18 protein-coding genes and 2 tRNA genes are annotated in these 22,461 nt (G+C 70.3%); 13 read left to right on the plus strand and 7 right to left on the minus strand.

Annotation, left to right across the window (positions count from 1 at the left end; translation table 11 throughout):
* The 5 genes from RUH65_RS10095 to treZ all read left to right on the plus strand — a co-directional run.
* Window positions 1-1,478: S-layer homology domain-containing protein (locus tag RUH65_RS10095; protein ID WP_313817274.1), on the plus strand; the 1,478-nt coding region annotated here is incomplete at its 5' end.
* A 36-nt stretch (window positions 1,479-1,514) separates the two neighbouring features.
* A complete protein-coding gene (locus tag RUH65_RS10100; protein WP_313817275.1) occupies window positions 1,515-1,979 on the plus strand; it encodes a hypothetical protein in 465 nt (154 codons plus the stop codon).
* A 40-nt stretch (window positions 1,980-2,019) separates the two neighbouring features.
* Window positions 2,020-2,481 (plus strand): hypothetical protein, encoded by a 462-nt coding sequence (locus RUH65_RS10105; RefSeq protein WP_313817276.1) that lies wholly within the window; start codon window positions 2,020-2,022, stop codon window positions 2,479-2,481.
* A 19-nt stretch (window positions 2,482-2,500) separates the two neighbouring features.
* The gene (gene treY, locus RUH65_RS10110) at window positions 2,501-5,053 is read left to right on the plus strand and encodes a malto-oligosyltrehalose synthase (protein ID WP_396180003.1); all 2,553 of its coding nucleotides are present in this window, start codon (window positions 2,501-2,503) and stop codon (window positions 5,051-5,053) included.
* 11 nt (window positions 5,054-5,064) lie between these two features.
* Window positions 5,065-6,945 carry a malto-oligosyltrehalose trehalohydrolase gene (gene treZ / locus RUH65_RS10115; RefSeq protein WP_313817278.1) on the plus strand — a complete coding sequence of 627 codons (1,881 nt, stop codon included), beginning with the start codon at window positions 5,065-5,067 and terminating at the stop codon, window positions 6,943-6,945.
* Here the strand turns inward: treZ and RUH65_RS10120 are convergent.
* Genes RUH65_RS10120 through RUH65_RS10135 form a run of 4 tightly spaced genes read right to left on the minus strand, consistent with a single transcriptional unit; the run spans window position 6,936 to window position 11,303 of the window.
* Window positions 6,936-8,213, minus strand: coding sequence for a DUF4032 domain-containing protein (locus tag RUH65_RS10120; RefSeq protein ID WP_313817279.1), 1,278 nt, complete (start codon window positions 8,211-8,213; stop codon window positions 6,936-6,938). The genes treZ and RUH65_RS10120 overlap by 10 nt on opposite strands.
* A complete protein-coding gene (locus RUH65_RS10125) occupies window positions 8,210-8,875 on the minus strand; it encodes an ABC transporter ATP-binding protein (RefSeq protein WP_313817280.1) in 666 nt (221 codons plus the stop codon). Before RUH65_RS10125 ends, RUH65_RS10120 begins: the two co-directional genes overlap by 4 nt.
* Complete coding sequence (gene otsB / locus RUH65_RS10130) at window positions 8,863-9,669, minus strand: trehalose-phosphatase (protein ID WP_313817281.1); 807 nt, start codon at window positions 9,667-9,669, stop codon at window positions 8,863-8,865. The genes RUH65_RS10125 and otsB overlap by 13 nt, the downstream gene beginning before the upstream one ends.
* Entirely contained in the window at window positions 9,666-11,303 is a 1,638-nt protein-coding gene (locus RUH65_RS10135; protein ID WP_396180006.1) for a trehalose-6-phosphate synthase, read from the minus strand. The genes otsB and RUH65_RS10135 overlap by 4 nt, the downstream gene beginning before the upstream one ends.
* Before the next feature lie 194 nt (window positions 11,304-11,497).
* Between RUH65_RS10135 and RUH65_RS10140 the strand changes: the two genes are divergently transcribed.
* The 3 genes from RUH65_RS10140 to RUH65_RS10150 all read left to right on the plus strand — a co-directional run bounded on the left by RUH65_RS10140 (window position 11,498) and on the right by RUH65_RS10150 (window position 14,529).
* The gene (locus RUH65_RS10140) at window positions 11,498-12,376 is read left to right on the plus strand and encodes a thioredoxin domain-containing protein (RefSeq protein ID WP_313817282.1); all 879 of its coding nucleotides are present in this window, start codon (window positions 11,498-11,500) and stop codon (window positions 12,374-12,376) included.
* 82 nt (window positions 12,377-12,458) lie between these two features.
* Window positions 12,459-12,535: transfer RNA gene (locus tag RUH65_RS10145), tRNA-Thr, on the plus strand.
* A 131-nt stretch (window positions 12,536-12,666) separates the two neighbouring features.
* Window positions 12,667-14,529 carry a SpoIID/LytB domain-containing protein gene (locus RUH65_RS10150; RefSeq protein ID WP_313817283.1) on the plus strand — a complete coding sequence of 621 codons (1,863 nt, stop codon included), beginning with the start codon at window positions 12,667-12,669 and terminating at the stop codon, window positions 14,527-14,529.
* Between the two features lie 17 nt (window positions 14,530-14,546).
* Here the strand turns inward: RUH65_RS10150 and RUH65_RS10155 are convergent, their stop codons facing one another.
* Window positions 14,547-15,290, minus strand: a complete 744-nt coding sequence (locus RUH65_RS10155; protein ID WP_313817284.1) for a thioredoxin domain-containing protein — start codon at window positions 15,288-15,290, stop codon at window positions 14,547-14,549.
* A 116-nt stretch (window positions 15,291-15,406) separates the two neighbouring features.
* Here RUH65_RS10155 and RUH65_RS10160 point away from each other — a divergent pair.
* Window positions 15,407-15,483, plus strand: a tRNA-Val gene (locus RUH65_RS10160).
* A gap of 136 nt (window positions 15,484-15,619) precedes the next feature.
* Window positions 15,620-17,563: a threonine/serine exporter family protein gene (locus tag RUH65_RS10165; RefSeq protein WP_313817285.1), complete on the plus strand. Its 1,944-nt coding sequence runs from the start codon at window positions 15,620-15,622 to the stop codon at window positions 17,561-17,563.
* A gap of 9 nt (window positions 17,564-17,572) precedes the next feature.
* Here RUH65_RS10165 and RUH65_RS10170 read toward each other — a convergent pair whose 3' ends face one another.
* On the minus strand, window positions 17,573-18,262 hold the full coding sequence (locus RUH65_RS10170; RefSeq protein ID WP_313817286.1) for a uracil-DNA glycosylase: 690 nt from the start codon (window positions 18,260-18,262) through the stop codon (window positions 17,573-17,575).
* A 122-nt stretch (window positions 18,263-18,384) separates the two neighbouring features.
* On the opposite strand from RUH65_RS10170, the gene RUH65_RS10175 reads away from it, so the two are divergent.
* The 3 genes from RUH65_RS10175 (at window position 18,385) to groL (ending at window position 21,359) form a co-directional block, all read left to right on the plus strand.
* A complete protein-coding gene (locus RUH65_RS10175; protein ID WP_313817287.1) occupies window positions 18,385-18,702 on the plus strand; it encodes a DUF3263 domain-containing protein in 318 nt (105 codons plus the stop codon).
* A 96-nt stretch (window positions 18,703-18,798) separates the two neighbouring features.
* Window positions 18,799-19,491 carry a LytR C-terminal domain-containing protein gene (locus RUH65_RS10180; protein ID WP_313817288.1) on the plus strand — a complete coding sequence of 231 codons (693 nt, stop codon included), beginning with the start codon at window positions 18,799-18,801 and terminating at the stop codon, window positions 19,489-19,491.
* Between the two features lie 230 nt (window positions 19,492-19,721).
* Window positions 19,722-21,359 (plus strand): chaperonin GroEL, encoded by a 1,638-nt coding sequence (groL, locus tag RUH65_RS10185; RefSeq protein WP_188804052.1) that lies wholly within the window; start codon window positions 19,722-19,724, stop codon window positions 21,357-21,359.
* A gap of 131 nt (window positions 21,360-21,490) precedes the next feature.
* On the opposite strand, the gene RUH65_RS10190 is transcribed toward groL, so the two are convergent.
* On the minus strand, window positions 21,491-22,423 hold the full coding sequence (locus tag RUH65_RS10190) for a DUF4031 domain-containing protein (RefSeq protein WP_313817289.1): 933 nt from the start codon (window positions 22,421-22,423) through the stop codon (window positions 21,491-21,493).
* Window positions 22,424-22,461: the final 38 nt, after the last annotated feature.

Here is a 22,461-nt window from a genome sequence, read left to right on the forward strand (position 1 = left end):
CCGGCGCGGCCGCCGCGCATCTGGGCCCCTGCAAGCAGGACTTCACGGACGTCGCGCCCAAGACCACGTTCTACACTCATGTCACCTGGATGGCCTGTGCGGGCCTGTCCAAGGGCTACGAGGACCATTCCTTCGGCGTCTACCGGGAGATCACCCGGAAGGAGGCCGCGGTGATGGTCTACCGCATGTCCGGGGCGAGCCACGATCCCGGGACCGCCCGCGACTTCGCGGACGTGACCCCGCGCAGCGGTGACGAGGGATTCATCGCCATCTCCTGGATGCAGGAGCAGGAGATCGCGCGAGGCTACGTCAACGAGGATCAGGAGTACCCCTCCTTCAAGCCGGGGCAGTCGATCTCCCGGGCCGAGCTCGCCTCCTACCTGTTCCGGTTCGGCGGGGACGCGGACTACACGGCTCCGGCGAAAGAGGCCTTCCGGGACGTCCCGACGACGGCGGCCCGGTACCGTGACATCTCCTGGCTGGTGGAGCACAAGATGGTCTCCGGCTACGCGGACGGCGCCTTCCGTCCCGGTCGGGCGGTGCAGCGCGGCGAGACCGCCAAGTTCCTCTACGGCCTCGAGACGCACCTGAACGGCCAGCCGACACCGCCGGCCACGCCGCCGAAGCCGGCCCCGAAGCCCGAGCCGGCACCCGAGCCCGCACCGGCGCCGGAGATCCCGTTGGCGTACCGGTATGTGGTGATCGCCGACGACGGTCTCAAGGTGAGGTCCGGGGCGGGCACGGGGCACGCGGTGCTCGCCTCGCTGGCCCGCAACACCCGGGTGGTGATCACCGGCCGCAGCACGTCCGTCAGCGGGGCCACCTGGCGGGAGATCACCGTCGGCAAGGTCAGGGGCTGGGTCCACGGCGGCTATCTCATCCGCGACTTCGAGGCGGGCAACGCCAAGTCGGAGGTCTCACGGCTGGGCAAGCGCTACCTCCCGGAGCGCCCGAAGCAGGGCGTCGCCGTTCTCCGGGCCGACTACGAGGCGCAGCCCAACGGCTACTGGTGCGGACCCGCCTCCATGGCGATCGCCCTGTCCGCGTTCCGGCTCGACTTCTCGCAGAAGTCCCTGGCCACGGCGGCCCAGACCGACTGGGAGGGGACCTGGCTGCACCAGGTGGCCCGCGTGCTGGACTATCACGCGCCGTTCGATGTCCGGTACACGGTGAAGACCATCCCCGGTGCGGATGCGAACCTCGCCCAGACCCGCGAGTTCCGGACCGGCGCGCGACGGTCCATTGACGGTGGTGTCCCGGTGGTCATCAATATCGCGGCCACCCCGGACGAGCAGCCGCCCCTCCACCGGGCCAAGACCGGGGGCCGGTTCACCCCGCGTCACCACATGGCCGTGGTGGGCTACAACAGCGTCAACGACACGTTCCTGGTCTACGATCCCTGGACCGAGCCGTTCTGGGTGGACACGAGCCAGCTGGCCGACATGGCCGGGACCCGTGGCTACGTCACGCTGAAGTAGGCCGGGGTGGACCGCCGTGCCGGAGCTAACGCTGCCATGACCGGCAGCGACTACGGGGCCGTCGACTTCCAATCGCCCGTGGTCACCCTGTGGGTCGTCGGCCTGTTGCTGGTGGTCGCGATGGGCACCCTGGGACACGCGGGGTGGCGGCGATCCAGCCACGTCCGCTTCGCGCGGAGGACCGGGCGCAACACGGACCCGCAGCTGCTCCGGGACACCCGGATCGAACAGTGGACGGGGTACGTGTGCCTGGGCGTGGCGGTGGTGCTGGCAGGATTCTCCGGGCTGGGCGCCTGGCAGACCCACCAGAACGTGCGCAGCAACCTGGCCGCCAAGTACGGGGTGGTCTCCGTAGAGAATGCCCGATGGAACGGGGGGTTCCTCATGGCTGACCTGCGGATGCCGGACGGTACCGTGCTCCAGGACGCCGAGGTCTACTTCGAGGCCGATGGTGAGCCCCTGATCGGGGACGACCTCTTCACCCCGGGCGGCGGACTCTGAACGGCTCCGTCTGAGTGATGATCCGGGGGACAATGGAGGCATGTACGCACCGCTCGACCTCCAGACTCCGCTCGTCGCCCAATGGATCGGCATCCTGTTGGCGGTCGCGGGCCTGGCCGTCGCCGCCCATGGCCTGTGGCGGCGCAAACGCTACCGGGCCCACCTCGACGACGAGGACGCCCGCTATGCAGGACCGGACCGGCTCAGGGACGCCGTCCGTGAGACCGTCGCCGGCGCCGGAGTCCTGGTGATCGGGGTGGCCGCCATCGTCTACTCGATCTTCGGCAACCAGGCCTGGAAGGACGCCGTCCAGGACAACGTGGCCGCCAAGTATGGGGTCGAATCCGTGCAGGGCAAGGAGTGGCGAGGCAATGCGCTCAACGCGGACGTCATCATGCCGGATGGCACGGTCCACCAGGACGTGCTGATCATCTTCGAGGACTCGGGCGAACCGCAGATCACGCGGGACCTGACCCAGCCGCCCGAACAGCCCGAACAGTAAACCGGTCGGGTTTGCTACCGTGCACCACGTGACTAGCCCGCAGAATGTCCCCGCCTCCACCTATCGCCTGCAGCTCACCGCGGACTTCACGCTTGACAGCGCCCGCGAGGTCCTGCCCTATCTGCGAGACCTCGGCGTCGACTGGCTCTACCTGTCCCCGATGCTCGGCTCCGAGGAGGGCTCCACCCACGGCTACGACGTGGTGGATCCCACCCAGGTGGACGACGCCCGCGGTGGGGAGAGCGGGCTGCGTGAACTCGCCGAGGCCGTACACGAGGCCGGTGGTGGCATCCTCGCCGACATCGTGCCGAACCACGTGGGCGTGGCCACCCCCAAGGACAACGCCTGGTGGTGGGACCTGCTCAAGCACGGGCGGGCCTCCAAGTACGCGATGGCCTTCGACATCGATTGGGCCGCCGGGGACTCCCGCATCTGGCTGCCCGTCCTGGGGGACGGCACCGACGAGGACCCGGAGGCCGAAATCGCGAGGCTGCGCGTGGTGGACGGGGAACTGCACTATTACGAGAACGTCTTCCCCCTGGCACCGGGTACCGAGGAGGCGGCCCGCGCCGCCGTCGGGAACACGGCCGGGGACCAGGGCGGGGACCAGGCTGAGGAGGCGGTGGCCCGCGCCGCCCACGAGAGGCAGAACTACCGGTTGATGCCGTGGCGCGAGGCCGATGAGAACCTGAACTACCGCCGCTTCTTCGCGGTCAACTCCCTGGCCGGGGTGCGGGTCGAGATCCCGCGGGTCTTCGCCGAGACCCATCGGGAGATCCTGTCCTGGGTCCGGGACGGCCTCGTGGACGGGCTCCGCGTGGACCACCCGGACGGGCTGGCGGACCCGGGTGGCTACTTTGAGAACCTCCGGCAGGCCACCGGGGGGATCTACCTGCTCGGGGAGAAGATCCTGGAGCCGGGTGAACGGCTGCCCGCCGCCTGGCCCATGGACGGCACCACCGGCTACGACGCGCTCGGGGAGGTGGAGCGCATCCTGACGGATCCGGCCGGCGCTCCCGAACTCGACGAGGTGGCCGGACGGCTCGGCGGGTGGGGGCGCACGGAGGATCCCGCCGGGGAGACGGCAGCGGCCGCCGAGATCGTGTGGGCGGAGATGATCCACGGCACCAAGCGTGCCGTGGCGGATGGCATGCTCCGCTCCGAGGTCGAACGCCTGGCGCGGCTCGTCCCCGGGCTGGTCCCGGAAGCGGACGGCGAGGGGACCGGCGAGCACCTCGTCCACGACGCCCTGGCGGAACTGCTCGCCTGCTTTCCCGTCTACCGGTCCTATCTGCCGACCGGGCGCCATCACCTGGACGACGCCGCCGCTGACGCCGTGCGCCGCCGTCCCGACCTGGCGGAGGCGGTCGAGGCGCTCCTGCCGCTGCTGGCCGATCCGGACCACCCGGTGGGCGAACGCTTCCAGCAGACCTCCGGGATGGTCATGGCCAAGGGCGTGGAGGACACCGCCTTCTACCGGTACACGCGGCTGGCGTCGCTCAATGAGGTCGGCGGGGACCCATCGTCGTTCGCCCTGGAGTTGGAACGATTCCACGAGTTGCAGGGCGACCGCCAGGCGCGCATGCCCCGCACCATGACCACGCTCTCCACGCACGACACCAAGCGCAGCGAGGACGTCCGGGCCAGGATCGACGTGCTGTCCGAGATCCCGGGGGAGTGGGTCCGCACCCTGGGCCGGCTCAGGGAACTGGCCCCGCTGGGAGACGGGCCGTTCGAGAAGCTGTTGTGGGAGACCATCGTGGGCGCCTGGCCGGTGGACGGCTCCCCGCTGCAGACCCAGCGGCTGGCCGACTACGCACTCAAGGCCGCCCGCGAGGCCGCGACCCGCACCACCTGGACGGCACCGGACGAGGACTTCGAGGCCGCGCTCGCGGACCTCGCCGAGCGGGCTACCGGGACGGGAGAGCTGCGGGAGGAGATCCAGCGCATCGCCGACCGGATCGCCGTTCCCGGAGTGACCAACCAGGTGGCCATGAAGCTCATCCAGCTCACCATGCCCGGCATCCCGGACGTCTACCAGGGGACCGAGGTCCCGTTTCCCACCCTTGTCGATCCGGACAACCGCCGGGCCGTGGACTTCCGGGAGCGCGCGGCCCTGCTGGCCCGGCTCGACGACGGGTGGGAACCGGAGTTCCCGGCCCCGGTGGAGTCGGAGGACGGCTCGACCCGGCCCGACGGCGCCGCGCTCGCCGAGTACGCCGCCGGACTGAAGATGCTCCTGACCTCCCGCGCCCTGCGCGCCCGCCGGGAGCACCCCGAGTGGTTCACCCGCTACCAGGAACTCGACGTCCTCGGCGAGGCCTCGGACCATGTGGTCGCCTTCACCCGGGGCGGGTGCATCACCGTGGCCACCCGGTGGCCGCTGGGACTGGAGGACGAAGGCGGATGGGGCGACGCCGCCGTCGTGCTGCCCCGTCAGACGATGGTGGACCTCCTGACCGGGCGCCGCTTCGGCGGGGCCTTCACGGACGGGGCCACGCGGCTGGCCGAGGTCTTCGAGCGCCATCCGGTGGCGCTGCTGGTGCCGGAGGACGGGAACACGCTGCGATGAGCGAGCCGAGGATGACCCCGCCGCCCCTGTCCGTGTGGGCGCCGTCCGCAGAGCTGGTCGAGCTCGCCGTGACCACGGCACCGCCCGGAGAGGTCCACGGTGCCGAGCATCGCTGGGCCGGTGCGGAGCGCCTTCCCCTGGACCGGCAGGACGACGGCTGGTGGATCCCCACTGAGGCGGTCCGAGCCGGCTGGACGAACCTGGCAGCCTCGGCCCTGGGGTATGGGTTCGTCATGGACGGGGAGGGGCCGTTCCCGGACCCGCGCTCGCGGTGCCAACCGGACACCGTGCATGGGCCGTCCCGGCTGTTCGAGGCCTCGGCACATGACTGGAAGGACGGTGACTGGGCCGGCCGGGAGCTGCGGGGGGCGCTCATCTACGAACTCCACCTGGGCACCTTCACGGACGAGGGCACCCTGGACGCCGCGGCGGAGAAGCTGGACCACCTGGTCTCGTGTGGGGTGACCCACGTGGAGTTGCTGCCCGTGAACTCCTTCGCCGGGGCGCGGAACTGGGGCTATGACGGGGTCGGCTGGTACGCCGTGGACGCCTCCTACGGTGGTCCGGCGGCCTATCAGCGCTTCGTGGACGCCTGCCACGGAGCCGGGCTGGCCGTGATCCAGGACGTGGTCTACAACCACCTCGGCCCCTCCGGGAACTACCTCCCGCAGTTCGGCCCCTACCTGACCGGGCACTCCACCGGCTGGGGCAGCGGCCTCAATCTGGACGGCCCGGACTCGGATGAGGTGCGCCGGTACATCCTGGACAACGCCCGGATGTGGTTCGAGGACTACCACGTGGACGGACTCCGGTTGGATGCCGTCCACGCGCTGCAGGACACCCGAGCCATGCACGTGCTCGAGGAGCTGGCCACGGAGACGGACGCCCTGTCGGAACGGCTGGGCCGGCCGCTGGTGCTCGTGGCCGAATCGGACCTGAACGATCCGCGGCTCATCACCGCCCGGCCCGGCCCCGGGGCCGACGGGGCGGGCGGCTACGGCCTGACGGGGCAGTGGTCGGACGACTTCCACCACGCCGTCCACGTGGCCCTGAGCGGAGAGACGGACGGCTATTACGCGGACTTCGCGCCCCTGTCCGCGCTGGCCAAGGTGCTCAACCACGGGTTCTTCCACGACGGCAGCTGGTCCTCCTTCCGCCAGCGCCGGCACGGCCGGCCCCTGGGGGAGCAGATCCCCGCCGAGGCCCTGGTGGTGTGCACCCAGAACCACGACCAGGTCGGCAACCGGGCCGCCGGTGACCGGCTGACCGCGAGCCTCGACGAGGGACAGCTGGCGATCGGCGCCGCGCTGCTGCTGACCGGGCCCTTCACCCCGATGCTCTTCATGGGCGAGGAATGGGCGGCCTCCACCCCGTGGCAGTTCTTCACGGCACACCGCGAACCGGAGTTGGCGCAGGCGGTGACGGAGGGACGGCGCCGGGAGTTCGCCCGCATGGCCTGGAGCCACGACTCGGTACCGGACCCGCAGGCGCCGGAGACGTTCGCCGCCTCGACGCTGCAGTGGGACGAAGCGCGGACCGGTCGGCACGCCCGGTTGCTGGAGCTCTACCGGACGCTGGCGCGGCTCCGCGCCGAACGTCGTGAACTGACGGACCCCGACCGGTCCACCACCCGCGCCGTGGTGGACGAGGAGCGCCGCTGGGTGCGGATGGACCGGGGTGTCGAGCGCGGAGATGCGGGGGCCGACGTCGGAGCCGGTGCTGTGGTCCTCCTGGCGGCACTGGGCGCGGAGGCGATGCCGGTCCCGGAGGAGCTGCGCGGGTACCGCCTGCTCGCCGGGTACGGCGCCCAGGGCCCCCGCACGGCGGTTCCCGACGACGCACGCGTCCCGCCCCGCGGCTTCCTGCTCCTCGGGCGCGGGGGTCAGTCGTAGTTCTCCGAGGGGAGCTCGACGGCTTTGAGCATGGTGGTCGTCGGATGCAGCACCACGGCGTCCTCGTCCCGGCGGTGGGGCAGGACGGTCTGGAGGTAGGAGTCCAGGGCCTCGTCCAGGGGCACGGACCGGGACTGGTTCTCGGAGAGATACCAGCGGTGCTCCAGCAACTGATGCATCACCTCGGCGGGCTCGAGCTTGCCGGACAGGTTCGTGGGGATGGACAGGGCCACGGGCTCGAAGACCTCGGTCAGCCACCGGTGCGCGGCCTCGTGCTCGTCCATTTCGGGGTGGTTGACGGCCCGGTACTCGTCGATGTCCCGCAGCAGCCGCCGGGCCTGGTTCTCCTGCACGTCCAGCCCGGTCAGCCCCAACAGCCGGCGCTGGTGGTGGCCCGGGTCCACGACCTTGGGCTGCAGCACCAGCTCGGAGCCGCCCCGGGTGGTGCGGATGGCGTACTCCTCCACATCGAAGCCGAGGGAGTTCAAGCGGCGGATCCGCTCCTCGACGCGCCAGCGCTCGCCGGGCCGGAAGGACATGTCCGCGGTGAGCTCCTCCCACAACCGGCGGTAGGCATCGATGATCAGCTGCGAGGTGGCCACGGGGTCCACGTCCGACTCCACCAGGCCGCCAGACATCAGGTCCATCAACTCACCGGCCACGTTGACCCGGGCCAGCTCCAGGTCGTGCTCCCGCTGGCCGCGGGACAGGGACGGGTGCAGTTCCCCGGTCTCGGCATCCACCAGGTAGGCGGCGAAGGCGCCGGCGTCTCGGCGGAACAGGGTGTTGGACAGGGAGACGTCCCCCCAGTAGAAACCGGCCAGGTGCAGCTCCACGAGCAGCAGGGCGAGCGCGTCGATCAGCCGTGTCAGGGTGTCCCGGTGCAACCGCTGGGAGAAGACGGCGCGGTAGGGCAGGGAGAACCGCAGGTGCCGGGTCACGAGCACCGTCGGCAGGGGCTCGCCGTCCGGATCGATGCGCCCGGCGACCACGGCCACCGGCTCCACGCAGGGGACATCCAGGCGTTCGAGCCGGCGCAGCAGCTGGTACTCGCGCCGGGCCGAGAATTCTGTGGTCTCCTTCACCGCGACCACCGCCCCCTCGAGGTGGGCGAACCGCACCACGTGCCGGGACAGCCCGCGGGGGAGGGCGGCGAGGGCGGACTCGGGCCACTCGGCCAGGGGCACGTCCCAGGGCAGGGCGATCAACGCCGCGGTGTCCACGGCAGTGCCCGAGGTGGTGATGTCCAGACCGGAGCGCGGGGTCATGACACGGCAGTGTCCTCCCTCAGCCGGCCCGAGTCCAGCCGCAGCAGGCGGTCCGCCACGGCGGCCACCGGCCCGGGCTCGGCCGTGGCGTACAGCGTGGTGACGTCCAGGGTGCGGGCCAGGCTGCGGATCAGCTCGGCCGTGTGGTCCTTCAGCTGCGGGGGCAGGGCGGTGAGCGGGTCGTCCATGAGCAGCACGGCGGGCCGCCGGACCACCGCCCGGGCGAGGGCCACCTGCTGCCGTTGCGGGCCGGTCAACCGCTCGGGTGTCCACTCGAGCTGCTCCTCCAAGTCCAGGAGCCGGGCGGCCTCCCGGACCCGGTCCTGCCGCTCGGCCGGGGGGACGCCGGCCACCCGCAGGGCGAAGCTCATGTTCTCCTGCACGTCCATGTGCGGGTAGAGCGCGTAGTTCTGGAAGACGATCACCGCGTCACGATCATGCGCCGGCACCTCGGTCACGTCCACGCCACCGATCAGCACCCGTCCGGCATCCGGCGGCTCCTGCCCGGCCACCACCCGCAGGAGCGTGGACTTACCGCTGCGCAGGTCACCGGCGATCACTGTGAACCGGCCGTCCTGGGCCCAGAGGTCCAGCCCGTCCAGGGCGGGGGTCCGTGCCGAGGGGTACTGGACCGTGAGGCCGCGCAGTTCTACGGACGCCATGAGCGCACCGCCTCCAGCACGGTGGCCACGTCCGCGGGTCCGCCGATCCTGAACTGGGCCGCCGTCTCTCCGGGGCCGACCTTGATGGAGACATCCCGGGCCGGGTCCAGCCGCGCGAAGCCCGTCTCGTCCGTCACGTCGTCGCCGGCGAACAACACCGCCTCCGCCCCGGAGGCAGACCTCAGCAGGTCCAGCCCCTGGCCCTTGTCCGCCCGCACCACGGTGACCTCCAGCACATCCTTGCCGTGCCCGATGAAGAAGGGGGCGAGCCCACCCTGCCCGGTGTGGCCGGCCAGCTCGCGCAAGGACTCCTCGGCCTCCGCCACGGCCCGGCGCCGCGCCTGATCCGACCGGGCCAGCCGCACCTGCAGTACCCGGGCCGCCGGCTTGGACTCCACCCACGAGTCCGGGTACCGGGCTGCCACGGGCTCCAGCACCTGCCCGACGGCGGCCAGCGTCCGGGTCTGGCCCTCGTCCAGTTCCAGCGGGGGCGCCTCCGGACCGAGGCGGCGCTCGGCACCGTGCGAGCCGATGAGCAGCGTCGACTCCGGGGGCGAGGCGACGGACAGCAGGGATTCCATGGCTCGGCCGGAGACCAGTGCCGTGTGAACCCCCGGGAGCCCGGCCAGGGCGGCCAGCGCGGCGGCATTCTCCGGCCGGGGCCGGGCGTTCTCCGCCCGGTCCACGAGCTCGGCGACGACCCCGTCGAAGTCCAGCGCCACCAGGATCGATCCCCGCGTGGCGAACTGCTGCAGGGCGGTCTGCAGGGCCGTGGCCAGCCCGGGACCGGTCATCGTCCGTCCCCCGGGCTGGGACCGTCAGGGCGCCCGCTCCCGTCGAAGGGCTCATCGACCTCGTGATCGCGGCGCTCGCGGTCATCGTCGGTGTCCATGAAGGCCGACTGCTGACCTCCGTCGTCCGGGCCGGAGCGTTCCGCCGGGACCGCACCGCCGAGTCGGTCGAGGAAGTCCCGGGACCACTTGTTCACGTCATGCGTGATGAGCTGCCGGTGCATCGACTTCATGCGCTTGGTGGCTTCACCGGCGGACATCTCGGTGGCCTCCATGATCGCGTCCTTCAGGCCGTCGATGTCATGGGGATTGACCAGCAGGGCCTTGCGCAACTGGTCCGCGGCCCCGGCGAACTCGGAGAGCACCAGCACCCCGCCCCAGCCTCCGCGGGCCGCCACATACTCCTTGGCCACGAGATTCATCCCGTCCCGCAGCGCGGTCACCAGCATGACGTCCGCGGCCAGGTAGAGCGCCACCATCTCCTCGACCGGATAGGAGTGGTGCAGGTACCGGATGGCGGTGTGGCCCATCGTGTCGAAGGTGCCGTTGACCCGGCCGACGGACAGCTCGATCTCGTCCCGCAGTTCCTTGTAGGAGTCCACGCCCTCCCGGGACGGGCTGGCCACCTGCACCAGGCAGGCGTCCTCCACGCTCAGGCGGCCGTCCTCGAGCAGCTCGGAGAAGGCCTTGATGCGGTGCCGGATGCCCTTGGTGTAGTCCAGCCGGTCCACGCCCAAAAGGATGGTGCGCGGGTTGCCGAGTTCCTCGCGGATCTGCCGCGCGCGCGCCTGGATGTCCGGATCCTGAGCCAGGTCCGTGATGGTGTCCACGTCGATCGAGATGGGGAAGGCGGCCGCACCCACGGTGCGGGCGCCGCCGTCGTGCTCTGTCACCTGGACCGTATTGGAACGGAACGAGGAGCCCAGGATGCGCCGTACGGCACCCTGGAAGTTCGAGACGTCCGAGCGGCGCTGGAAGCCGATCAGGTCCGCCCCGAGCAGTCCTTCGAGCACGGGGCGGCGCCATGGCAGCTGGGCGTAGATCTCGACCGGCGGGAACGGGATGTGGTGGAAGTAGCCGATCCGCAGGTCCGGCCGGAGCCGGCGCAGGATCCGGGGCACCAGCTGCAGTTGGTAGTCCTGCACCCAGACGGTGGCCCCCTCGGCGGCGGTGGCGGCCGCGGCATGGGCGAAGCGGGCGTTGACCTGCTGATAGGTGTCCCACCACTGCCGGTGGAAGTCCGGGCGGGCAATCACGTCGTGATACAGCGGCCAGAGGGTGGAATTGGAGAACCCCTCGTAGTACTCGACCAGTTCACGCTCGGTCAGGGGCACGGGGATCAGATGCATGCCCTCATGGGTGAAGGGCTCCAGCGGCTCGTCCAGTTCCTCCTCCGGGGAACCACCCCAACCGACCCAGGCGCCCTCCTGCCGGGTCATGATGGGCGCCAGCGCCGTGACCAGGCCGCCGGGGGACCGGCGCCACGAGATGGTGCCGTCCTCCTCGACCACGCGGTCGACGGCCAGGCGGTTGGCCACGACCACGAGGTCGGAGTGGCCGGGCGCCGGTGGATCCTGGGCCAGCTTCTCGACGAACGGTACGGTGCCGGTGGGGATGTCGACGGTGGTGTTGTGCACTGCGGACCTCCTTGTCCTCTGTCGGTTCCGAGCCTATCTCCCGGGGCCGCCCGGACGGGTGGCCATCGTGTGAACAGGTTTCCCAGGTTGGACCGGTAGTCTGGCCCACGGCCCGCCGAAGGATGGTATGAGGGGATACCGGCCGGCTACATGACACCGCAGCGACCCCGAGAGTCAGGACGACAGGCAGGACCATGGCGACTAGCAAGAATCAAACGAAGGCCGAACGGCAGCAGACCGCCCGTGAGAAGGCCCGGCAGATGCAGGAGGAGCAGCGCCGCCAGGAGAAACGGCGCTCCCTCATGGTGCGCTGGGGTGTCGTGATCGGCGTCGTGGTGGTCATCGCCGTGGTGATCGGTGTCATCTTCATGAACTCGTCCCGCTCCATTCCCAACGCCGGCCCCGCGCCGAGCGCGGGCAACGACCAGGGCGGGATCACCCTCACCTCCACCACCGAACTCGCCCCGGGCGACGAAGGCCTCGAGGAGGTCGACGCCACGACGGTCGAGATCCCGGAGGCCACCGGCGAGCAGCCCGAGACCGTTCCCGACGCGGAGGCCCGCCCGGCCGGTGAGCCGGCGCAGATCATCGTCTACGCCGACGCCAACTGTGTGCACTGCGCCAGCTTCGAGACGGAGAACGCCGAGCAGCTGAACCAGTGGCTGGACGCCGGCGAGGTCACCGTGGAGTACCGCATGCTTGACTTCCTGGACAACCCCGCCACCGGCAATTACTCCTCCCGCGCCGCCAACGCAGCGACCTGCGTGGCGGAGAACTCCCCGGAGAACTACAACTCCTTCCTCAGCGAGATCTTCGGGGCCTACACCGGCCATGGCGGCCAGGGTCTGAGCGACGACGAGCTCAAGGACATGGCCTCCGGCCTCGGAGCTGACATCGACTCCTGCGTGGACGGCAACACCTACCGCCCCTACGTGACGTACTCCGGCGCCCAGGCCCGTGCCGCCGGCGTGGCCGGTACCCCGTCCGTGTGGGTCCAGGGCGAGAACTGGGCCACCGCGGAGCAGGGCCAGTCCTTCACCGACTGGGCCCAGGGCATCATGGACGCGTCCTGATCGCCTGATCCGCTACTCTGGAAGGGCCGGTTTCCGTCCACGTCAGCACGCTCGCTGGCAGGGTTCGGTGCCGGCCCTTCCCGCCTCCTTAGCTCAGCTGGCCAGAGCACCTGTCTTGTAAACAGGGGGTCACCGGTTCGAATCCGGTAGGGGGCTCCACCGCCGGGCCGGGACGTCGGGGTCAGAAACCGTCCGCCGGCCGGGCGCCGGGCGCATACAAGGACAGGGGACGCGGTCGCTGCCGAGGGTGGTGACCTGGACGTCTCCGACGACTTCCCCGGAGGACCACCGTGCCCGTCATCACCGCGCCCGCCGCCGTTTCACGCCCTGCCGGTCCGCGCCCCGCTCGTCCGAGCGGGATCCCGCGCCGACTCCTGACCCTTCTGCTGGCCACTGTCATGGTGCTGGCCGCCGGCCCGTTGTCGGGTGCTGCTGCGCCGGCGGGGGCCGCCACCCCGTCCACCTTCCCGGATGTCCCGGCGGCCCACACGTTCCACGAGGCGGTCACCTGGATGATCCAGCAGGAGATCACCACAGGCGAGTCCGACGGCACCTTCGGGGTGCACGAGGACATCCGCCGCGCCGAGGCCTCCGCCTTCCTGTTCCGGCTGATCGACCCGGACGTCATGCCACCCACGGTGAGCCCCTTCCCGAAGGATGTCCCCGCCGACCCGGAGTGGTACGCCTATACGCCGATCGCGTGGATGGCCACCGAAGGCATCATCAGCGGCTATACGGACCGGACCTTCCGGCCATACCGGTCCATCACCCGCGGGGAGATGGCCAAGATCCTCTACGGCGTGGCGGAGGCCGACGCCCCGCAGCCGTCCGAGAAGCCGTTCACGGACGTCCCCGCGGATTCGTCCTATGCGCAGTACATCGACTGGATGAAGTCCGAGGGCATCAGCCAGGGCTACGCCGGCGGGACCTTCCGCCCCGGGCGGCCGATCTCCCGGGGGGAGGCCGCCCAGCTCATCTGGAAGGTGGCCGGGGAGATGGGCTACGACACCACGGTGTTCCCCGTGTCCTTCACGGTGACCGGCTCCGGCTGGGGCCACGGCGTGGGCATGAGCCAGTACGGGGCGCGGGCGATGGCCGCGGGGGGAAAGACCTCTGGTCAGATCCTGGACCACTACTACCGCCCCGCTGTGGTGCGGGACGGCCCCAACCGGGTCAACGAGAACATCCGCGTCCACCTCGTCACCACGAAGAGGATCGCCGTGGGCGGCACGTCCAAGGTCCGGGTCCGGGCCTCCGGCTCAACGTCGGCCACCGAAACCACCGGTGCCGTGACGTTCACGGCGGACGGCGACCGGGTGGTCGCCACGCTTCCGGACGGGACACGGCAGAGCGGCGGGTCCGTGGCCCTCGAATGGACGGGGACGCGGTTCTGGAAAGGCGCCGCCTCCACCATCACGGTTCCCGACGCCAACGGCACCAGCACGGACCTGGTCCTGCGCCATGGCCGCGTCCAGGTCACCGTGAACGGCGGCGGTGAGCTCAACGTGGTCACCGAGCTGCGCATGAACGATGAGTACCTCTACGGGGTGGACGAGATGCCCTCGCTGTGGCCGGGCGCCGCGCTGGAGGCACAGACGGTGGCTGGGCGGTCCTACGCCCTGCGGAACATGGGCTCCCTGAGATCCGACTGCGACTGCCATGTCTACGACGACGTCCGTTCGCAGAAGTTCACCGGCTGGGCCAAGGAGAACGAGGGGGCCGGCGGAGTGTATGGCGCGCGCTGGAAGGCTGCCGTGGAGGCGACCTCGCAGAGGGTCCTCTTCCACAACGGCTCCGTGGCCGAGGCCACCTACTACTCCTCCAGCGGCGGCCACACCCGGGGCGCCGAGGAGCAGTGGGGCAACAAGGTGCCCTATCTGACCAGCCGGCCCGATCCCTACAGCCTCCAGGACGCGGCCAACAACCCCAACCGGAGCTGGACCGCCAGCCTCACCCCAGCGCAGATGGCCCGGGCCTTCGGCCTGCCCCACGTGGTCACGGTGGCGGAGACCGCGCAGAACAGCAACTCCGGCTACACGGACTGGATCACCGCCACGGCCTCGGACGGCACCACCGCCACGCTCACCGGCAACCAGTTCCGCTCCCGGCTGGGCCTGAAGAGCGCCTTCATCACCGCGGTGACACCCCGCTAAAGCGCAGGGCTCCGGGGTCACTGCCCGGCGGGGTCTGTCAGCCAGGCCTTGAGGTCGCCGTGCTGCTCGGGGTCGTACAGCGTCGCATCGGCGGTCGAGTAGACCGAGGGGACACCGCGGAGCCCGAAGTCGGAGAAGTCTGACATGGCGGCGGTGATCTGGGGGGTCCCACCGTCCTCGGTGACGCACTGCTCGACCGAGGCCGCGTCTCCGCCGATCTCATCGGCCTGGGCCACCAGGGTGGCATCGTCCGGCTGGGCTGTGGCCTGCTCGAAGAGCCAGGACTGGAAGGCGTGCAGCTTGTTGCCGGCCGCCTGGTCTCCACTCCCCGTGCCCGAATCCAGCGAACCCTCCAGGCAGTAGTAGGCGTTGGCGGCCCGAGTGGACCAGGACTCCGGATCGCCCTGGCCCAGGAAGTCCACGATGCGGTAATCGGCCTCCAGCTCGCCGCCGGACACCAGGCCGTGGATCAGGCCGCCGTTCTGCTCGTGGAACGCCGCGCAATGCGGGCAGGCGAAGTCCTCGAAGATCTGCACCCCGGAGGTTTCGGTCCCGGCGGCCTGCTCCGGTGCGGAGGACGACGAGCCGGCCGGGCCGGAGGAGCCGCCGTGCTCGGCATTGCGGATGGCATCGGCGCAACCTGTCAGGGCGACCACGGTGGCCGCCGCCAGGGCCAGGGTGACACCAAGCCGTGCCGGCCGGGCGGATGAGGTGGGGGAGGATGAAGCGGTCGCAGTGTTCTCGGCCATCGTGGTGCGCATGACTGCCATCCTAGGGGCGCTCCCGAAGGGCCGCGGCACCGTTTTCTGATTCACCGCCCGTTCTGGTAGGCTTTCATAGCTGTTGGCCCCTCGGCAGAGAGCAGGCCCGGCATGATGGATCTTTAGCTCAGTTGGTTAGAGCGTTCGCTTCACACGCGAGAGGTCGCTGGTTCGAGTCCAGTAAGATCCACCATCACCTGAAGGGCCCGAAGCGGGCCCTTCAGTCGTTAACAGGGCGGTATCTCACAGGACAGTACAGTGTTGTCCGGCGCCCGCCGGATCAGGATGCGGTGGCGGCTCAGCAGAGCTCGGCAGGGAAGGGAGCGGCGGTGGAGAAGATCCCCGAGATCCGGACAGGCTATCGGCACGCGCAGGAACCGCCCGCCGATCTCGCCCAGATCCCGATCATCAAGCCCACCCGGCGCTCACCGGAGGACTACCTCGACACCACCCCCGACGCCGGGGACGAGGCCGAACCGGAGGCCGCGCCTGCGCCGACGTCGGCCATCGACTTCGCGCTCGGCCCGGCCGCCGAGGCCGCGGGGCTTCCCCCGACGGGTGGGCACCCCACGGCGCCGCCCCCGGCCCCGTCTGTCGAGACCGCCGACCCGGTGCGCACGGATTCCGGCACCACCGTGGTGGGTGGGCCGACCGCCCCGGGCGGGGACGCCGGCGTCGGACCGGCCGATGCATCACTGACCGACACCCCGCTGACGGAACCGCCGGCCTCTGACCCGGTGCCGCAATCCGTGTTGGCGCCCTCCGACCCGACCACGGGGGAGACCCCGGAGACGGAACCGATCGGCACCACCGGCACCACCGGCACGGTCGGCGTCTCCGAGCGGGAGAAGAAGCCGTCGAAGGGCCGCCTGCGGTTCTCGGGCGGCTCTGCCTTCAAGCGGATGATGTTCTCGGAGCCGCTGCCGACCCAGTCGCTGGCCATCGTGAACCGGATCGCCATCAGCCCCTATGCGAACCCCTATCTGCGCACCACGCGCAACGCGGAGGCTGATGCCCGGACCACCCTGGACTTCGCGCTGAAACTCGGCGAGACCATGTTCCGCTTCGGGGCCGGCGCCCTGGAGGTGGAGACATCGATCATCGTGGTGACCCAGGCCTTCGGTATCCACGAGACCGAGGTGGACATCACCAACCAGTCCATCGCCCTGAACTACGCGCCCAGCGGGAAGACCCCCTACTCCCTGCACCGCGTTGTGCGGTCCTGGTCGCAGAACTATGCCGGGCTGGCCCTGCTGCACCGACTGGTCGCCGCGGTCGCCGCCGGGGAGATGGACCGGGACGAGGCCCAGCAGACCCTGGCGGACATCCGGCACAAGCCCAAGCCGTTCCCCGGGTGGCTGACCACCGTGGCCGCCGGCCTGTTCTCCGCCACCTTCGTGGTGTTCATCGGCGGCGGCGTGGTGGGCGCCGGGGTGGCCTTCCTGTCCATGATGCTGATGATGACCGTGGTGGACCTGCTGGGCCGGGCCCGGATCCCGGAGTTCTTCTCCATCATGGCCGGAGGGTTCATCGCCACGATGATCGCGCTGGTGCTGTACACGCTGGACGTGGACCTCGCGCCGTCTCTCGTGGTGGCCGGCGGCATCATGCTGCTGTTGCCCTCAGGCCGCTTCGTCTCCGCCGTGCAGGATGCCATCAACGGCTTCCCGGTCACGGCGGCCGGCCGTTTCGTCTCGGCCTTCCTCGTCTTCGCCGCCCTGATCGGCGGGATCGTGGCCGCCACCGTGTTCGCCTCCATGCTCGGGGTGCGCGAGCTCGACCTGGTCCAGGAGCCCTTCGCGGACTACCCGGTGTGGCTGCTGGGCATCCTGGTGTTCGCTGCCGCCACCTGGAACGGTATCTTCGAGCAGTCCGAGTGGCGGCTGCTGCTGCCCACCGCCGTGGTCTCCCTGACCGGCTATGCCGTCTACGTGGGTGCCGAGTTCATCGGCGTCGGGTCTCGATTGACGCCGGCCATCGCCGCCGTGGCGATCGGCGCCCTGGGGCGCTATGTGGCCCTGAGGATGGGCGCACCCCAGCTCGTGGTCGCCGTCCCCGGCATCCTCTTCCTGCTGCCGGGGCTGACGATCTTCCGCTCCATGTACAAGATCGCCATGGACACAGGGCAGATGATGGAAGGCGTCATCGGGCTCTTCAACGCCGCCGTCGTCATCATGGCCATCGCGGCGGGCGTGGTCCTCGGCGATACCATCGCGCGTCCGTTCACCACGGCCTTCCAGGCCAACGAACGGCGCCGCATCGGCCGTCGCTGACCGTGGCGCTCAGTCGATACGCCAGTCGATCGGGGTGGCACCGGCCTGCTGGAGCAGCTCGTTCGTCCGGCTGAAGGGCTTCGAACCGAAGAAGCCGCGGCGTGCGGACAGCGGCGAGGGGTGCGCGGACTCGACGATGCCCACGGGCCCGGCCGGCGGCGCCCACTCCTGCAGCACGGGGGCCATCTTCCGCGCATCGGCGCCCCAGAGGATCGCCACGAGCGGTGTGCCGCGGGATGCCAGGGCCTGGACGGCGGCCTGCGTGATGCCCTCCCAGCCGATGCTGCGGTGGCTGGCCGGCTCCCCGGCGGCCACCGTCAGCACGCGGTTGAGCAGCAGCACGCCCTGGTCCGCCCACGCGGTCAGATCCCCGTGGGCGGCGGGCGGCACGCCCACATCGCTGGAGAGCTCCCGGTAGATGTTCGCCAGTGAGCGCGGCAAGGGGGACACGTGCCGGTCCACCGCGAAACTCATCCCGATCGGGTGCCCCGGCGTCGGGTACGGGTCCTGCCCCAGGATGAGCACCTTCACCTGCTCGAAGGGCTGCCGGAAGGCGCGCAGCACGTTCTCCGGCGCGGGCAGGATCTGCTCTCCGGCCGCGCGTCGGGCCTGGATGGTCTGCCCGACGGCGGCCAGGGCCTCGCGCTGCGAGGCCAGGGAGCGTTCCCAGCCGGGATCCAAGGGGGCGATGAGGTCCACGTCGGCAGACTACCGGTCCGGACGGCATCGTGCGCCACGCGCCAGCCATCACGGGCAGAGTCGAATGACACCGGTGTAGTTCCGGGCGGTAGACTGTGGAGTACCCCGTTGGAAGGACCCCCATGACTGCAGCGAACGCCGCCGAGCCGGACGGTGCACCGACCCCGTCCGAGGGATCCGTAGAGGCCGCCGTGGACGCCTTGTCCGAACGCGACCGGGACATCCTGGACTTCGAGGACCAGTGGTGGAAGTACGGCGGAGCCAAGGACCAGGCCATTCGGGACCGGTTCTCGCTCTCGGCCACCACGTACTACCAGGTGCTCAACGGTCTGCTGGACCGCCAGGAGGCCCTGGCGCACAAGCCCATGCTCGTCAAGAGATTGCGTAGACTACGGACCACACGCCACCGTGCACGCAGTGCCCGGCGGCAGGAGGCCTGAACACCGCACTGGCGGTCGGGCCTTGTCCATCTCCATGACGTCCCCCGCTCATCCGGGAGCCACGCCGTGGAGCCGAGAATCTGGTGATGGTGGCCAATGACTCAGTACCCGCACGATCAATTCGACGATGTCCCCGTCTACCGGGACCGCAAGGGAACCCACCGGGCCGACCCGTCCCTGACGACCGGTTCCTCAGGCCTGGTGGGGATCTCCGTCGCGGCCGCGCTGGCCCTGGCCGTGGGAGCCTTCTCCTTCCTGGTCCTGCCGTCGCTGCTGCCCTCCGATCCGGCCAACGCCGGGGCCTCGGCCACGGCCTCCTCCACTGCCTCGGCCACGGCAGCCCCCACGGAGCCCAACGGGACCGATGTCAGCCCCACCGGCGAGATGACATCCTCACCGGCGGTGGTCGAATCCTCCGAGCCCCCCGAACCGTCCGAGGCCGCCGCCTCCGAAGAGTCGTCCGCCGCCGCGTCTGACCCGGCCGAGTCCGATCCGGCTGAGTCCGAGGCGGCCGCGGACACCGGGGACACCTCCGCCCCCGTGGAGGTCTACAACGCCTCCTCGGTCGGCGGCCTGGCCGGCCGGGTCTCCGGCACCCTGTCCTCCGGCGGCTTCACCGTGGCCGGCTCCGGGAACTGGCAGGGTTTCCCCGTGTCCGGCTCGGTGGTGTACTACTCGCAGAACGAGACCACTGCCCAGGCCGTGGCCGCCGAGCTGGGCCTTCCGCTGGTCTACGAGGACAGCGTGCCCGGCATCGCCGTGGTCCTCAGCTCCGACTACGCCGGCTGAAAAGCCGTCCCACAGACCGGCAGCCGTTTGCACTCGGAGGGTGCGAGTGCTAAATATGGACTAGCACTCTGAGGTCGTGACTGCCAATACCCGCAGGCATGCGGGTGGTCTCGGTCTCGGAGCAGACCTGAACGTGGTGAGGCCCGGCTCCGGGCCGTCCGTCGCGGGCACTGCACAGGTCAGTTGAACACTGCCAAGCAACGCCAAGGTCCAGAAAGGACAGTGCACACATGGCCAAGACCATTGCATTCGACGAAGAGGCGCGCCGCGGCCTGGAACGGGGTCTGAACACCCTGGCCGACGCGGTCAAGGTCACGCTCGGCCCCCGCGGCCGCAACGTGGTGCTCGAGAAGAAGTGGGGCGCCCCCACGATCACCAACGACGGCGTCTCCATCGCCAAGGAGATCGAGCTCGACGATCCGTACGAGAAGATCGGTGCCGAGCTCGTCAAGGAGGTCGCCAAGAAGACTGACGACGTCGCCGGCGACGGCACCACCACCGCCACCGTGCTGGCCCAGGCCCTCGTCAAGGAAGGCCTGCGCAACGTCGCGGCCGGCGCTGACCCGCTGTCCCTGAAGCGCGGCATCGAGAAGGCCGTCGCCGCCGTCATCGAGGAGCTCGTGGCCTCCGCGAAGCCGATCGAGACCAAGGAGCAGATCGCCGCCACCGCGTCCATCTCCGCCGCTGACACCCAGATCGGCTCGCTCATCGCCGAGGCGCTGGACAAGGTCGGCAAGGAGGGCGTCGTCACCGTCGAGGAGTCCCAGACCTTCGGCCTGGAGCTCGAGTTGACCGAGGGCATGCGCTTCGACAAGGGCTACCTCTCCGGTTACTTCGTCACCGACGCCGAGCGCCAGGAAACGGTGCTGGAGGATCCCTACATCCTCATCGTCAACTCCAAGATCTCCACCGTGAAGGACATGGTCGCCCTTCTCGAGAAGATCATGCAGTCCGGCAAGTCCCTGCTGATCATCGCCGAGGACGTCGAGGGCGAAGCCCTGGCCACCCTCGTGGTCAACAAGCTCAAGGGCACCTTCAAGTCCGTGGCCGTCAAGGCCCCGGGCTTCGGTGACCGCCGCAAGGCCATGCTGGCGGACATCGCCATCCTCACCGGCGGCCAGGTCATCTCCGAAGAGGTCGGCCTGACCCTGGAGAACGCCGGCATCGAGACCCTGGGCACCGCCCGCAAGGTCGTCATCACCAAGGACGAGACCACCATCGTCGAGGGTGCCGGCGACGCCGAGCAGATCGCCGGCCGCGTGGCCCAGATCCGCGCCGAGATGGAGAACACCGACTCGGACTACGATCGCGAGAAGCTGCAGGAGCGCCTGGCCAAGCTGGCCGGCGGCGTGGCCGTCATCAAGGCCGGTGCCGCCACCGAGGTCGAGCTCAAGGAGCGCAAGCACCGGATCGAGGACGCCGTGCGCAACGCCAAGGCAGCGGTGGAGGAGGGCATCGTTGCCGGCGGCGGCGTGGCCCTGACCCAGGCCGGTGCCAAGGCCTTCGGCAAGCTCTCCCTGGAGGGTGACGAGGCCACCGGCGCCAACATCGTCAAGGTCGCCATCGAGGCCCCGATGAAGCAGATCGCCTTCAACGCCGGACTGGAGCCGGGCGTTGTGGCTGCCAAGGTCCGCTCCCTGCCCGACGGTCAGGGCCTCAACGCCGCCACCGGCGAGTACGAGGACCTGCTGGCCGCCGGCGTCAACGATCCGGTCAAGGTGACCCGCTCTGCCCTGCAGAACGCCGCCTCGATCGCCGGTCTGTTCCTCACCACCGAGGCCGTCGTGGCCGACAAGCCCGAGCCGGCTGCGGCCATGCCGGGCGGCGACGACATGGGCGGCATGGGTGGTATGGGCGGCATGATGTGACCCAGTGACCCCTGAGGTCCACTGAGCGCCCAGCTCTCACGGAACCCCCGCCTTCTCGCTTTCAGTCGAGTTGGTGGGGGTTCCGGCGTTTAACACCAACGCCGACTCGACTGAAGACAGGGGGACGTGGGTCAGCGGGTCCAGTGCCGGGAGGTGGGGTGCAGTTCGGCGGACAGGTTCCGCCGAGCCTGGCGCTCCCAGAGCCTCATGCCGGTGGCGGTCCGGTACAAGGGGTCCAGATCCAGCAGGGACTGGACGACGCCGGCCCGCCCGGTGGCGAAGTCAGCGTCCAGTACGTGCGCGAAGTCCCGGCGAACGGCGGCCAGGTAGCGGGCGTAGTCGCCCCGGGACCGGCCCAGCACCTCCAGGTCGGCGTCACTGAACACCGCCCCCGTCCGGTCGCCGGGGGCCGGGTCGTGCGTGGCGGTCATCCGCACCAGCCGCGCCGTCTCCTCGATCTCCGGATCCGGAAGGCCCACCTCGGACAGGGCCTGTTCGGCCAGCACGGCGGAGTCCTCCTCGTCCTGGCCCGCCGGCAGGGCCGGGTCGCCCCGGTAGACGGCGTCGTGGAACCAGGCGGCCAGCTTCACGCTTCGGGTCCACCGGCCGCAGTCCTCACCGTGCCTGACCAACACGTCGATGGCCTTGAGCACGGCCAGCAGGTGCGAGCGGTCGTGGTAGTGCCGGTGCGGCTCTGACCATCGGGCCAACAGGTCCGTCACCACCGGTTCCCGCTCCAGGGGAGAGGCCCCGGGGAACAGCCGATTGAATCGCTGGGTGAGGATCTTGTCCAGCTTGCCGGCCCGCTGGACTGCCGGGATGCGCAGCCCGGAGGCCACGAGCCGGCGGACCAGATCCGCGCCGCTGACCTCCTCGGCGCCGCGTGCCACCAGTTCCGCATAGCGCTCCACGGGGACGTCGTAGTGGTCGCCGTCGAAGGCACGCCGGGAGACGCCGGCCGCCGCTGCGAAGGCGTGCAGTTCCTCGAGCGAGCGGTCCGAGACCAGGTGGGAGAACACGGTGCCGTGGGCCGGCCACCGCGCCGGATCGATCAGCACCGTCATAGCGCCCATCCTAGTTTTCCGTCGAGTTGGGGTGGGTG

It is taken from the genome of Citricoccus sp. (genome assembly GCF_032154715.1).
Lineage (GTDB): Bacteria > Actinomycetota > Actinomycetes > Actinomycetales > Micrococcaceae > Citricoccus.

Bases quoted from the DNA above. Each gene is read 5' to 3' on its own strand.
- RUH65_RS10125 (WP_313817280.1), bottom strand. From the start codon at position 8,875: ATGGCGTCCGTAGAACTGCGCGGCCTCACGGTCCAGTACCCCTCGGCA.
- otsB (WP_313817281.1), bottom strand. From the start codon at position 9,669: ATGACCGGTCCCGGGCTGGCCACGGCCCTGCAGACCGCCCTGCAGCAG.
- RUH65_RS10100 (WP_313817275.1), top strand. From the start codon at position 1,515: ATGACCGGCAGCGACTACGGGGCCGTCGACTTCCAATCGCCCGTGGTC.
- RUH65_RS10180 (WP_313817288.1), top strand. From the start codon at position 18,799: ATGACTCAGTACCCGCACGATCAATTCGACGATGTCCCCGTCTACCGG.
- treZ (WP_313817278.1), top strand. From the start codon at position 5,065: ATGACCCCGCCGCCCCTGTCCGTGTGGGCGCCGTCCGCAGAGCTGGTC.
- RUH65_RS10190 (WP_313817289.1), bottom strand. From the start codon at position 22,423: ATGACGGTGCTGATCGATCCGGCGCGGTGGCCGGCCCACGGCACCGTG.
- groL (WP_188804052.1), top strand. From the start codon at position 19,722: ATGGCCAAGACCATTGCATTCGACGAAGAGGCGCGCCGCGGCCTGGAA.
- RUH65_RS10120 (WP_313817279.1), bottom strand. From the start codon at position 8,213: ATGACCCCGCGCTCCGGTCTGGACATCACCACCTCGGGCACTGCCGTG.
- RUH65_RS10140 (WP_313817282.1), top strand. From the start codon at position 11,498: ATGGCGACTAGCAAGAATCAAACGAAGGCCGAACGGCAGCAGACCGCC.
- RUH65_RS10105 (WP_313817276.1), top strand. From the start codon at position 2,020: ATGTACGCACCGCTCGACCTCCAGACTCCGCTCGTCGCCCAATGGATC.
- RUH65_RS10155 (WP_313817284.1), bottom strand. From the start codon at position 15,290: ATGCGCACCACGATGGCCGAGAACACTGCGACCGCTTCATCCTCCCCC.
- RUH65_RS10175 (WP_313817287.1), top strand. From the start codon at position 18,385: ATGACTGCAGCGAACGCCGCCGAGCCGGACGGTGCACCGACCCCGTCC.